This window comes from Bradyrhizobium sp. 613_E4_N2_2 (assembly GCF_052075995.1).
GTDB lineage: Bacteria > Pseudomonadota > Alphaproteobacteria > Rhizobiales > Xanthobacteraceae > Bradyrhizobium > Bradyrhizobium barranii.
The window spans coordinates 7,759,588-7,772,120 of sequence record NZ_CP197234.1; the positions used below are offsets into that span (position 1 = coordinate 7,759,588).

General features: G+C 63.9%; 12 protein-coding genes. 8 read left to right on the top strand and 4 right to left on the bottom strand.

The features are described 5' to 3' along the window. Window positions 1-88 precede the first annotated feature (88 nt). Window positions 89-3,553: a carbamoyl-phosphate synthase large subunit gene (gene carB / locus AB7290_RS36710; protein WP_038942752.1), complete on the top strand. Its 3,465-nt coding sequence runs from the start codon at window positions 89-91 to the stop codon at window positions 3,551-3,553. 210 nt (window positions 3,554-3,763) lie between these two features. Continuing rightward, window positions 3,764-4,237: a transcription elongation factor GreA gene (greA, locus tag AB7290_RS36715; protein ID WP_007596674.1), complete on the top strand. Its 474-nt coding sequence runs from the start codon at window positions 3,764-3,766 to the stop codon at window positions 4,235-4,237. A 119-nt stretch (window positions 4,238-4,356) separates the two neighbouring features. On the opposite strand, the gene AB7290_RS36720 is transcribed toward greA, so the two are convergent. Continuing rightward, a complete protein-coding gene (locus AB7290_RS36720; protein ID WP_028150670.1) occupies window positions 4,357-4,836 on the bottom strand; it encodes an Lrp/AsnC family transcriptional regulator in 480 nt (159 codons plus the stop codon). Window positions 4,837-5,101: 265 nt separating this feature from the next. Here AB7290_RS36720 and trxB point away from each other — a divergent pair, with 265 nt between their 5' ends. From trxB to AB7290_RS36745, 5 genes are all read left to right on the top strand, one after another. Then, window positions 5,102-6,067 (top strand): thioredoxin-disulfide reductase, encoded by a 966-nt coding sequence (trxB, locus tag AB7290_RS36725; RefSeq protein ID WP_028150669.1) that lies wholly within the window; start codon window positions 5,102-5,104, stop codon window positions 6,065-6,067. 5 nt (window positions 6,068-6,072) lie between these two features. Next, window positions 6,073-6,996 (top strand): LysR family transcriptional regulator, encoded by a 924-nt coding sequence (locus AB7290_RS36730; RefSeq protein ID WP_027534296.1) that lies wholly within the window; start codon window positions 6,073-6,075, stop codon window positions 6,994-6,996. 464 nt (window positions 6,997-7,460) lie between these two features. Continuing rightward, the gene (locus tag AB7290_RS36735) at window positions 7,461-8,369 is read left to right on the top strand and encodes a 4-hydroxy-tetrahydrodipicolinate synthase family protein (RefSeq protein ID WP_085400417.1); all 909 of its coding nucleotides are present in this window, start codon (window positions 7,461-7,463) and stop codon (window positions 8,367-8,369) included. Between the two features lie 115 nt (window positions 8,370-8,484). Next, on the top strand, window positions 8,485-8,655 hold the full coding sequence (locus AB7290_RS36740) for a hypothetical protein (RefSeq protein ID WP_161495798.1): 171 nt from the start codon (window positions 8,485-8,487) through the stop codon (window positions 8,653-8,655). 294 nt (window positions 8,656-8,949) lie between these two features. After that, the gene (locus AB7290_RS36745; RefSeq protein WP_014492080.1) at window positions 8,950-9,096 is read left to right on the top strand and encodes a hypothetical protein; all 147 of its coding nucleotides are present in this window, start codon (window positions 8,950-8,952) and stop codon (window positions 9,094-9,096) included. 75 nt (window positions 9,097-9,171) lie between these two features. On the opposite strand, the gene AB7290_RS36750 is transcribed toward AB7290_RS36745, so the two are convergent. Together AB7290_RS36750 and AB7290_RS36755 are read right to left on the bottom strand one after the other, a co-directional pair. Further along, window positions 9,172-9,849: a ParA family protein gene (locus AB7290_RS36750; RefSeq protein ID WP_028150667.1), complete on the bottom strand. Its 678-nt coding sequence runs from the start codon at window positions 9,847-9,849 to the stop codon at window positions 9,172-9,174. Between the two features lie 432 nt (window positions 9,850-10,281). Continuing rightward, window positions 10,282-10,617, bottom strand: coding sequence for a hypothetical protein (locus AB7290_RS36755; protein WP_085400415.1), 336 nt, complete (start codon window positions 10,615-10,617; stop codon window positions 10,282-10,284). Between the two features lie 380 nt (window positions 10,618-10,997). Here AB7290_RS36755 and AB7290_RS36760 point away from each other — a divergent pair, with 380 nt between their 5' ends. Continuing rightward, entirely contained in the window at window positions 10,998-11,930 is a 933-nt protein-coding gene (locus tag AB7290_RS36760; protein WP_441254245.1) for an AEC family transporter, read from the top strand. A gap of 20 nt (window positions 11,931-11,950) precedes the next feature. Here the strand turns inward: AB7290_RS36760 and AB7290_RS36765 are convergent, their stop codons facing one another. Beyond that, entirely contained in the window at window positions 11,951-12,517 is a 567-nt protein-coding gene (locus AB7290_RS36765) for a DUF4126 domain-containing protein (protein ID WP_244623203.1), read from the bottom strand. Between the last annotated feature and the right edge of the window lie 16 nt (window positions 12,518-12,533).

A 12,533-nucleotide genomic window follows, 5' to 3' on the forward strand; every position in this document is an offset into this window, starting at 1 on the left:
CGAGGGGAGACCCCGCGCTCTCGGCTCAAGGGGACGCGCGGCAAGCGCGCCCTTTTTTTGTGCCCAAAATCCACTTCGGCGAGAGTTGATGCCCAAACGTACAGACATCACCACCATCCTGATCATCGGCGCCGGCCCCATCGTGATCGGCCAGGCCTGCGAGTTCGACTATTCGGGCACGCAAGCGGTGAAGACGTTGAAGGAGGAGGGCTATCGCATCGTCCTCGTCAATTCCAACCCGGCCACCATCATGACCGACCCGGAATTGGCCGACGCCACCTACATCGAGCCGATCACGCCCGAGATCGTCGCCAAGATCATCGAGAAGGAACGTCACGTCATTCCCGGCGGCTTCGCGCTGCTGCCAACCATGGGCGGACAGACCGCGCTGAACTGCGCGCTGTCGCTGCGCCGGCAGGGCACGCTGGAAAAGTTCGACGTCGAGATGATCGGCGCGACCGCGGATGCGATCGACAAGGCGGAAGACCGTCAGCTATTCCGCGAGGCCATGACCAAGATTGGACTTGAGACGCCAAAGTCGCGGCTCGCCAACGCGTCCGAGTTGAAGAAGTCCTTCCGCGACAAGCACCGGGCCGAACGCGAGAAGCTGTCGGGTGCCGCCCTCGAGGAACACGAACGGCAATGGGTGCTCGGCGAAAGCGACCGCCGCAAGCGCTACCAGGAATACGCGCTCGGCCAGGCGCTGATGGCACTGTCCGAGATCGGCCTGCCCGCGATCATCCGTCCCTCCTTCACGATGGGCGGCACCGGCGGCGGCATCGCCTACAACAAGGAAGAATTCCTCGACATCATCGAGCGCGGCCTGGATGCGTCTCCGACCAACGAAGTGCTGATCGAAGAATCCGTGCTCGGCTGGAAAGAGTACGAGATGGAGGTCGTGCGCGACAAGAAAGACAATTGCATCATTGTCTGCTCGATCGAGAACCTCGATCCAATGGGCGTGCACACGGGCGACTCCATCACGGTCGCGCCGGCGCTGACGCTGACCGACAAGGAATACCAGATCATGCGCGACGCCTCGCTGGCGGTGCTGCGCGAGATCGGCGTCGAGACCGGCGGCTCCAACGTGCAGTTCGGCGTCAATCCCGAAGACGGCCGCATGGTCGTGATCGAGATGAATCCGCGCGTGTCGCGGTCGTCCGCACTGGCCTCGAAGGCCACCGGCTTTCCGATCGCAAAGGTCGCCGCCAAGCTCGCGGTCGGCTACACGCTGGACGAGATCGCCAACGACATCACCGGCGGAGCGACGCCGGCCTCGTTCGAGCCGACCATCGACTACGTCGTCACCAAGATTCCGCGCTTCGCCTTCGAGAAATTCCCGGGCGCGTCGACCACGCTGACCACGTCGATGAAGTCGGTCGGCGAAGTGATGGCGATCGGCCGTACCTTCCAGGAGAGCCTGCAGAAGGCGCTGCGCGGACTCGAGACCGGCCTGACCGGGCTCGACGAGATCGAGATCGAGGGGCTAGGCCAGCACGACGACAAGAACGCGATCCGCGCCGCGCTCGGCACGCCGACGCCGAACCGGCTGCTCCAGGTCGCCCAGGCCATGCGGCTCGGCTGGTCGAACGAGGACATCTTCAACTCCTGCAAGATCGATCCGTGGTTCCTCAGCGAGATGCGCGGCATCGTCGACATGGAGGAGAAGGTCCGGAAGAACGGCCTGCCGGGCAACGCCTTCGGCATGCGCACGCTCAAAGCCATGGGCTTCTCCGATGCGCGGCTCGCTGTGCTCGCCGAGACGACGGAAGCTGACGTGACGGCGAAGCGCCACGCGCTCGGTGTCCGCCCTGTCTATAAGCGCATCGACACCTGCGCGGCCGAGTTCGCGTCGCCGACCGCCTACATGTATTCGACCTATGAGGCGCTGTTTGCAGGCGCGCCCGCGGACGAGAGTTCGCCGTCGGACAAGAAGAAGGTCATCATCCTCGGCGGCGGGCCCAATCGGATCGGCCAGGGCATCGAGTTCGACTATTGCTGCTGTCACGCCTGCTTCGCACTGCATGACGCCGGCTACGAATCCATCATGGTCAACTGCAACCCCGAGACGGTGTCGACCGACTACGACACCGCCGACCGGCTCTATTTCGAGCCGCTCACCGCCGAGGACGTGCTGGAGATCATCGCGAAGGAGCGCACCAACGGCACGCTGCACGGCGTGATCGTGCAGTTCGGCGGCCAGACCCCGCTGAAGCTGGCGCGTGCGCTGGAAGCCGCCGAAGTGCCGATCCTCGGCACCTCGCCCGACGCCATCGACCTTGCCGAAGACCGCGACCGCTTCAAGCGCGTGCTCGACAAGCTCCGGCTGAAGCAGCCGAAGAACGGCATCGCCTATTCGGTCGAGCAGGCGCGCCTGGTCGCAACCGATCTCGGCCTGCCGCTGGTGGTGCGCCCGTCCTACGTGCTCGGCGGCCGCGCGATGCAGATCATCCGCGAGGAGAACCAGCTCAGCGACTATCTGCTCGGCACGCTGCCGGAGCTGGTGCCGGCGGACGTCAAGGCGCGCTACCCGAACGACAAGACCGGGCAGATCAACACCGTGCTCGGCAAGAACCCGCTGCTGTTCGACCGCTATCTGTCCGATGCCACCGAGATCGACGTCGACTGCCTTTGCGACGGCAAGGACACCTTCATCGTCGGCATCATGGAGCACATCGAGGAAGCCGGCATCCATTCCGGCGACAGCGCCTGCTCGCTGCCGCCGCACTCGCTCGATGCCAGGATGATCGAGGAGCTGGAGCGGCAGACGCGTGAGCTGGCGCTCGGCCTCGACGTCGTCGGCCTGATGAATGTGCAGTACGCGATCAAGGACGGCGAGATCTACGTGCTCGAAGTCAACCCGCGCGCCTCGCGCACGGTGCCCTTCGTCGCCAAGGTGGTCGGCACGCCGGTCGCCAAGATCGCAGCGCGCATCATGGCCGGCGAGAAGCTCGCCGACTTCAAGCTGAAGAAGGCGGACTTCAAGCATGTCGGCGTGAAGGAATCGGTGTTTCCGTTCGCCCGCTTCCCCGGCGTCGACACGGTGCTCGGCCCCGAGATGCGCTCGACCGGCGAGGTCATGGGCATCGACAGCTCCTTCGCGATAGCCTTTGCCAAGAGTCAGCTCGGCGGCGGCACGCGGGTGCCGCGCAAGGGCACGGTGTTCGTCTCGGTTCGCGAGAGCGACAAGACGCGCATCGCCGAGGCCGTTCGCGAATTGCATTCGCTCGGCTTCAAGGTGCTGGCGACATCGGGCACGGCGCGCTTCCTGACCGATCAGGGCATCCCGACCGAGAGGGTCAACAAGGTGCTTGAGGGACGGCCGCACATCGTCGATGCCATCACCAATGGCGACGTCCAGCTCGTCCTCAACACCACCGAGGGCCCGCAGGCGCTCGCCGACAGCCGCTCGCTGCGGCGCGCGGCCCTCTTGCATAAAGTGCCGTATTACACCACTCTTTCCGGGGCCGTGGCGGCCGCGCAGGGCATCCGCGCCTATCTGGGCGGGGACCTTGAGGTTCGTACCCTGCAGAGCTACTTTTCGGAAACCTGATCGCTAGCAACGGCGACGCTTCCGCTAAGTGACTGGCAATGAAGCCACAATGGCCGGAGGAACTGTCCGGCCGTTGTGGTTGTTCTGTTCCGGCGCCAGACCCACATAACCGTTCCGGTGGCCGTATATTCAGCCCCGGAAGTACTGACGAATCAAGGTTGCCGCGCCCTGTGTCTTGCCGGGGCGCGCGGCCGAAGGACGAGAGAAGAGATGGAAAAGGTTCCGATGACAGCGGGCGGCTTTGCCGCGCTCGGGGAAGAATTGAAGAAGCGCCAGTCCGAGGACCGTCCGCGCATCATCGAGCATATTGCGGAAGCGCGCTCGCACGGCGACCTGTCGGAGAACGCGGAATATCATGCCGCGAAGGAAGAGCAGTCCCACAATGAGGGCCGCATCGCCGAGCTCGAGGACAAGCTCGCGCGCGCCGACATCATCGATATTTCCAAGCTGTCGGGCGACACCATCAAGTTCGGCGCCACCGTGACGCTGGTCGACGAGGATACCGAGAAGAAGACGGTGTGGCAGATCGTCGGCGAGGTCGAGGCCGACGCCAAGAAGGGCCGCATCTCCATCACCTCGCCGCTCGCGCGCGCGCTGATCGGCAAGAAGAAGGGTTCGACGGTCGAGGTCAACGCCCCCGGCGGCGCCAAGGCGTATGAGATCACCAAGGTGGAGTGGCGGTAAGCATTTGCCGCAAGGCGCGATGATATTTCGAAAAGGCCGCGCCCTGCGCGGCCTTTTTGTTTCGGGGTATTGCGAGAGCCGTGTGCCTCTCCCCGCAAGAACCGGGAGAGGGAGAAGGCTTACCTTCTTCCCTTCACATCAAGCGGCACGGCCGCCTCGTATTTCGAATTATGCAGCACCAGCGACGTCCGCACGTTGCGCACATGGGGCGCGGCGGTGAGGTGCGTCACGAAATCCTGGAAGGTGGCCATGTCTGGCGCGACACATTTCAGGATGAAATCGACCTCGCCCGAGAGCATCCAGCATTCCCGCACCAGCGGCTCGGCGCGGACGAACTCCTCAAAGGCACGCAAATCCGCCTCGGCCTGGCTGGACAGGTGCACCGCGGCGAATACGGTGACGTCGAAGCCAAGCTTGCGGGCGTCGAGCAGGCCGCGATAGCCGTGGATATAGCCCTCCTCCTCCAGCGCCCGGACGCGGCGGAGGCAAGGTGGTGGCGAGATGCCGACGCGCTTGGCCAGCTCGACATTCGTGATTCGACCGTCGGCCTGGACCTCGGTGAGAATTTTCAGGTCGATCTCGTCTAGGTTCCGCGACACGTGATTGGAACTCCTGGCCTTTGCGGCTGTATTGGTGGATTTGACGCAATCCTCATAGCCAGTCCGCAGCAATTGCGCAATTTTATTGCGCGTGCAGCGCAATCGACTTTTGTTCCCTGTTGGAAAAATCCGCCGACAGGGAATGCAATTCTTGCATAGCTCACCAGAAGGCTTAGATTAGCTCTGATATTTCAGCGCTTCCGCGACGCCTCCCGGCACGTTCCGCACCCGCGCTGCAGATCCCCCGTGAAAGGCGTCCGTCAAAATGTCTGCCACTGTTCATGCAAAGGTCGTCATTATTGGCTCCGGCCCCGCCGGCTACACGGCGGCGATCTACGCCGCGCGCGCGATGCTCGAGCCGATCCTGATCCAGGGGATCCAGGCGGGCGGCCAGCTCACCATCACCACCGACGTCGAGAACTATCCGGGCTTCGCCGACGTGATCCAGGGCCCCTGGCTGATGGAGCAGATGGAGAAGCAGGCGGTCCATGTCGGCACCAAGATCGTCTCCGACCTGGTCACCAAGCTGGAGACGACGCAGCGGCCGTTCCGCCTCACCTGCGACAGCGGCGACGTCTATCTCGCCGACAGCGTCATCCTCGCCACCGGCGCCCAGGCGCGCTGGCTCGGGCTGCCGTCAGAAACGAAATTCCAGGGCGGCGGCGTCTCGGCCTGCGCCACCTGCGACGGCTTCTTCTACCGCAACAAGGAAGTCGTGGTGGTTGGCGGCGGCAATACCGCGGTCGAGGAAGCCCTGTACCTCACCAACCATGCCTCGCAGGTCACCATCGTGCATCGCCGCGATCACTTCCGCGCCGAACGCATCCTGCAGGAGCGTCTGTTCAAGCACCCGAAGATCAAGGTGGTCTGGGACTCGGCGGTCGACGAGATCTGCGGCACCGAGAACCCGAACAAGGTCACCCATGTGCGACTGAAGAACGTCAAGACCGGCGCACTCACGAACGTGAAGACCGACGGTGTCTTCATCGCCATCGGGCACGCGCCGGCGACCGAGCTCGTGAAGGACCAGGTCAAGCTGAAACGGTCGGGCTATGTCGAGGTTGCCCCGAACTCGACCGCCACCTCGGTGCCCGGCCTGTTCGCCGCCGGCGACGTCGCCGATGAGACCTATCGTCAGGCCGTGACGGCCGCCGGCCTCGGCTGCATGGCAGCTCTCGAAGCCGAACGTTTCCTGGCCCTGCGCGCCAGCGAGCGCGCTGCAGCGGAATAAAGATCATGCCTCGAACACGCGACGGATTTACGGATATGGATTGGGACAAGCTGAAGGTGTTTCACGCGGCGGCGGAAGCGGGCAGCTTCACGCATGCGGGCGAGCAGCTCGGCCTGTCGCAATCGGCGGTGTCCCGCCAAGTGTCGGCGCTGGAGCAGGAGCTCTCGGTCTCGCTGTTCCACCGCCACGCCCGCGGCCTGATCCTCACCGAGCAGGGCGACCTGCTCTTCCGCACCGCGCATGACGTGTTCATGCAGCTGCAGGCGGCGCGCGCCAAGCTGACCGACAGCCGCGAGCGGCCGAGCGGCGATCTCAAGATCACCACCACGCCCGGCGTCGGCATCAACTGGCTGATCCCGCGGCTCGGCGAGTTCACTGCGCTCTATCCGGAGATCCGGATCTCGCTGATCGTCACCGACGAGGAGCTCGACCTGTCGATGCGCGAGGCGGACGTCGCGATCCGCACCCGCAAGCCGACGCAGCCGGATCTCATCCAGCGCAAGCTGTTCGCGATGGGCTTCCACGCCTATTGCTCGCCGGATTACATCAAGCGCTTCGGCACGCCGCGCACGCTCGAGGAGCTCGACTCCCACCGCATCATCACGCTCTCCGACGGCAACTTCGCGCCGCATCTTCAGAACCGTAACTGGCTGGTCGAAGCCGGCCGCAACGGCTCTGGTCCGCGCGAGGCTTATTTCAGAGTGAACAACATCCTCGGCCTCGTCCGCGCCTGTCAGCAGGGCCTCGGCATCGCGGCGCTGCCGGACTATCTGATCGAGGAACAGAGCCGCCTGGTGCAGCTGTTCGGAGAATCGGATTCGATCCAGCTCGACACTTATTTCGTCTATCCCGAGGAGTTGAAGACGGTCGCGCGTGTGCAGGTGTTCCGCGACTTCGTGGTGAGCAAGGCGCAGCGCTGGCCTTCCTGATTTCCGCATGTCTGACATGCGACCTGAACGGTTGCTGCATGGCGCTTGGCAAGCCCATAATGTTTCCACGCTGAGCCTTCGCGTTGCGCATTTGTCCCCCTCCTCCAGTGGCGCGGGAGTTCAGTAATCCCTCTTGGAAGGTGATTGTGTCGGCCTCACGTGGCCAATACCTTAAGCCGGGCTCACTTGAGCCCGGCTTTTTTTTCTGTCCCATCGGGTTTCACGTTCCGCGTGTATTGACAGTTCCACGTACACCCCGCATCATTTGCGAATGATCACGAAGTCGTGCGCAATCTCGTTCAAGGCAGTCGCCTCGAAAAAAGGCCCCCATCCGGGGACCTCGGATTTTTGCGCGCGCTAACACAGCTTCGTCATCGCAAGCAAATCCCGAAACCCCGCCGCCTGGACGGGGTTTTTTCATGTGCCCTCCGTCTCAGGTTTTTTTCCCGAGAAGGAGATGGAACATGACCGGTCTACAAGATCATTTGCACGGACTCTGGCTGCCGCTGGTGACGCCGTTTCGCGACGGCGCTCTCGACGAGAGGTCGCTGCGGCGGCTGACGCGACATTACAGCGGGCAGGCCGTCGACGGCTTCATCCTGGGGGCGACCTCAGGCGAAGGCATGACGCTGCGCGAGACCGAGCTCGAGCGCCTCGTCGCCATCGTGCGCGACGAGATGGCGGCGGGGCGCCGCACGCCGCCGATCTGCCTCGGACTGTCGGGCGCGGACACTTCGCGGCTGAAGGAACGCCTCGACGAGACCGCGGACTGGCCGATCGACGGTTATCTGATCGCGAGCCCCTATTATGTGCGGCCCTCGCAGCGCGGGCTCCTGGCTCATTTCGAAGCCCTTGCCGATCACGCGGCGTGGCCGATCGCGCTCTACAACATCCCCTATCGCACCTCGGTCAACATCACCAACCAGACGCTGCTGCGGCTTGCCGAGCATCGGAACATCGTCGGGCTGAAGGATTGCGGCGCGAACCGCGAGCAATCCATCGCGCTCCTGCGCGACAGGCCGAAGGGCTTTCGCGTGCTCACCGGCGAGGACGCGAACTACCTTGAGGCGCTCACCGACGGCGCCGACGGCGGCATCGTGCTGTCCGCCCATGTCGAGACCGCGACGTTTGCCGCCGTGTATGCCGAGGTGAAGCGAGGCAACCACGACGCGGCGCAGGCGCGCTGGCACGAGGTCGCCGAGCTGACGCGCTTGTTGTTCACCGAGCCGAGCCCGGCGCCGGCGAAGTACTGGCTGTGGCGGTGCGGCCTGATCGACAGCCCCGAAGTGCGCCTGCCGATGGTCGAAGTGAGCAGCGAGCTCGCAGCCCAGATCGACCGCGAGATCGAGCGACGGATGAAAGTCGCCGCGTAGCGCCTCCGCTTCCTCTCTTCACACGCACGCCGCCACCCCCTTCTCCCCGTGCGGGAGAGGGAAGGCAGCGTCGTGTCCGCTCGACACCATCTCAATCCGGAAAAGAGATCGACCTATGGACATTCGTCAATGGCGCGATGCGCTGAAGGCGGCATGGGAACGCGTTTCATATGCGAGCGAGTTATCCGACTGGCTGCGGCGCGATATCGGATTGACCGCGGATGAGGTGAAATCGCGCGCGGACTACATCGACGAGATCAGAAGGAAATACAGTGAGTGGGTTTAGCGGCGGCGCGAGCGGGGTGGGGTGATCTCTCCACTCGGGCACTATTCGATGCGGAGAGACTGTCACCCCACCCCGCTAGGCATTTCGCTTCGCGCAATGCCCAGCGACCCTCCCCCTCCAGGGGAGGGTAAGAACGTGCCCCGTGCTTAACCCCGCGCGAACGCGCGCACTGCGCCGGCATGGTTAATCCGTGGTAGCACCTGTGTTCGAATGCGCCCGAAATTGCGACCCGGATTCTTAAAACATCCCGGCTATCACTGGCGCCCATAAGCGAAGAAATCGCGGGGGCGTTTTGTGAATATCCAGAATGAAGTGGCGTCGCATTACGACGCCGGACAGCAGAGCTTTACCACCGAGGACATTCTCTGGGCCGCCGGCATCTGGTCGGTGATCCTGACGCTGTCGCCGGTCATCGTGTTCTACATGCTGATGGTGGCATAACGCGTCTCCACCGGGCCGAAACGCAAAACGCGCGGACTTCCGCGCGCTTTCCGTCCGGGGAATGATTTATGAAAATTATGCCGCCTGCTTGTGCATTGCGCCGGATGCCGACGCCGTGCCGCGAATAGCCTTCACTGAACGCTCGATCGCCGCCCACAGCCTTGCGATTTCCTGGGCCGCACGACTCTCGGCCTGATACTCGCGCGCGCCTTCGCCGTGGCTGAGCGCCATCAGCAAATCCGAACGGTTGGTGATCTGGCCGCCCCACACCGGCGCGCGGAATTTCGCCAGCGCCTCGCGGGCGATGGTAACGATCGGGCTTTCGGACTCGTCGCGGCGCGCCGGCGCACCGTTGAGCACGACCGCGTAGGGCTTGCGCGCCGCGCGGCACATCTGGATGGTTTCCTGCACCGCGTTGACGTCGAACACGCCGGGACGTGCCGGAATGACCACCATGGTCGCGTTCTTGATCGCGTCGTCGACGACGGCCGACAGATTCGGCGGCGTGTCGATCAACACCCATTCATAACCGTCGCGCTTGGCAGCGGAGACGATGCCGCTGACCGAGTTCACCGCAGCCTTGATCGGCGGCTCGTTGGTGCCGCGCAGCTTGTGCCACAGCGTGAGCGAGCCCTGCGGATCCGCGTCCACGAGCATCACCTGCTTGCTCGCCTTGATCTGCGCGGCGAGATGTGCGGCCAGGGTACTCTTGCCCGAGCCGCCTTTACGCGATGCAAAAACAATTACGTTCATACCTCTGGCCTCCAGATTGACCCCAGATCACGAAAATGAATCACCGCGCTGATTCGGGAAAGAAAAATTTACCGGCAGTTGCCTCAGAGCCACGAAATAACAAGACGTGTTGGCTTTTGAGTCACACTGCTTCGCGCGACCAGGATACCAATCGCAACGAAACGCCCTTCACGCCGGCAATCCCACGCTTTTTCGGCAGCAACGCGGGAAAAACGGAATGCAACCTCGCCGCGCAAACCCTCTCGCGACTCTTTTCCGTCGAACGCGCTGGTAATTGTCGCAGGCGTCCGCACGGCGAGGCGAACAAAAGGAGTCCGGAGGCTGGCGCGCAGCTGATGCCGGCAACACACATGCAGGGGACACCGACGCGAAGACGCTTCGCGCTGTTGCCCTGACGCGACGAGCTTCAAAGAAAGAACGCTAGCCCCGCGCTCAGCTTTCGCTGGATTTCTTCTTCTTGGCCGCCTTCTGCGAAGGCTTGGTGCTCTTCTTGGCCGTCGGCTTACCGGCGCGGGCCTCGCCGGGCTCGGGTCCCTGGCGGAAGAACACTTTGCACTGCGGCGAGAGCTGCGATTTCTTCTGGATCATGCAGGCGGTGATGGCATCAACGTTCGGAACGAACTCGCCGCACAGCCGCATCGCGTCCGGCGAGCAGGCCTGCTGCTCCTCCTGCGTGTAGGCGAAGCCGGCGCCGGGATGGACCAGGACGGCGAGCGCAATGCCCGAGATCGCAGCAGCCAAGGATTTTTTGAAACGGAGCGCCGGCATCGATCCCCCCACATGTCGAGTCAGAGCGAATAGTGGGTGAACGGGCGTTCGTTGGCAACGAGGCCTGAAGCGAAAACGGCCACCTGTGCGCTCCGGGCAACAGGCCGGTCGGCCCGGCGCGGTCCCATCCCGGGCACGATGTCGCGCTATCAGGCTAAGCCCTTGGCAGGGCTGGCGAGATCGGGTCCGCGCGCGGCTTCAGCTTCGGTCCAACAAAAAAACGCGAAAACAACCCCATGCACAGTAGCCAGGCCACGGCGGCCAGTTACGGATTTTACGAAATCGATTTGACTCGTCGGGCAAAACAGCGGCATGATGGCATGATCGAGGACGTGGGGTGGTCGTGTGATGTCCCCGTGAGATGAGGGGCGCATGGCCACATGATCGTCGCGCCGGTGTTCGCCCTGATCGCGGCCGGCTATGCGTCGGTGCTGTTTCGCTTCGTCTCCGAGACCGCGCACAAGGGCATCTCCGAATTCGCCTTCAGCATCGCGATCCCGGCGCTGCTGTTCCGCACCATCGTCGTGTCCGAATTCCCCGATGTCAGCCCCTACCGGATGTGGGGCGCCTATTACGGCGCGCTCGCCATCACCTGGATCGCGGCGCTGGCGCTCTCGGCATGCTTGCGCGAACGGCGCGAGGACCGCGAGGACGGCGTCGTGTTCGCGATCGGCTCGGTCTACGGCAACATCGTGATGCTCGGCATTCCGCTGGTGCTCTCGGCGCTGGGCAACGAGGCCGCGGGGCCGATGTCGCTGATCCTGTCGGTGAACACGCCGTTGCTCTGGCTCTGCGGCATCCTGCAGATGGAGCTTGTCAGCCGCAAGCGGACAGGTTCGGTCCTGTCGGTCATCCGCCCCGTGCTCGCGGATCTCGCGCGCAATCCGCTGATGCTGGCGATCGGCTTTGGCGTGGTCTGGCGCTTTACGGGACTCGGCCTCAACCCCGTCGTCGACCGGACGATCGAGCTGCTTGCACAGGCCGGATCGCCGGCAGCGCTGATCGCGCTCGGCATCAACCTGTTTCGATTTGAGGTCAAAGGCGAGATGCTGAGCGTCGCCGCGATGAGCGCGCTCAAGCTGCTGGCGATGCCGGCGGTGGCGTTCGTGCTGGCAAAACTGCTCGGTTTGCCTCCGGTCGCAGCCGGCGTGATCGTGCTGTTCGCGGCGATGCCGACCGGCGCCAACGCGTACATCTTCGCGGCCCAGTATCAGCGGCTGGTGAACCCGGTGTCGGGGGCGGTGGCGCTGGGGACGCTGCTGGCTGCGGTGACGTTGCCGGTGGTGGTGGTGATCGTGGCGGGGGCGAGGTAGCCGCACGAGCAGTCACGCGGTCATTCCGGTAGATCCGCGCGAGGAGCTGACCTCCGCAAGCGCAGGATCAAACGTATCGCCAGCCAGAGCATCAGAACGACGAGCACGAAGGCGGCAACCGGCGCAGCCAGGGCAAGAAGCGATACGAGGAGTGCACCGCCCAGTTCGGCGGTCGCAACCGTTGAGTTGCCGAGGCCAGCCGTCAGGACCGTCGATTTGGCCCGCACGGCCGCGGTGACGCCATGCACGATGCCGGCCGCGCCGCCGCCCGCGACGATGGCGGCCGTCCATTTCATCATCGGTGGAAGATCTGCCATGGTCGCCGCTGACAGGATGGCTCCGGCGATCACGGCGACAGGCGCGGCGATGACATCGAGCAAATTGTCCACGCCGGGAATGAAATACGCACCAACCTCCAGGAGCGCGGCCACGCCAAGCATGAGCATTGCAGCAGGTGTTCCAAGCCATGCGAAACCGTCGCCCAAAGGAAGCGAACCCGAGTAAGCGGCCACGCTGGCAACCAGCATCGGCAGGAACACCCGGAAGCCCGTCGCGGCCGCAAGACCGACACCGAGCGCAATCGACAACGCGAGATCGGAGTTC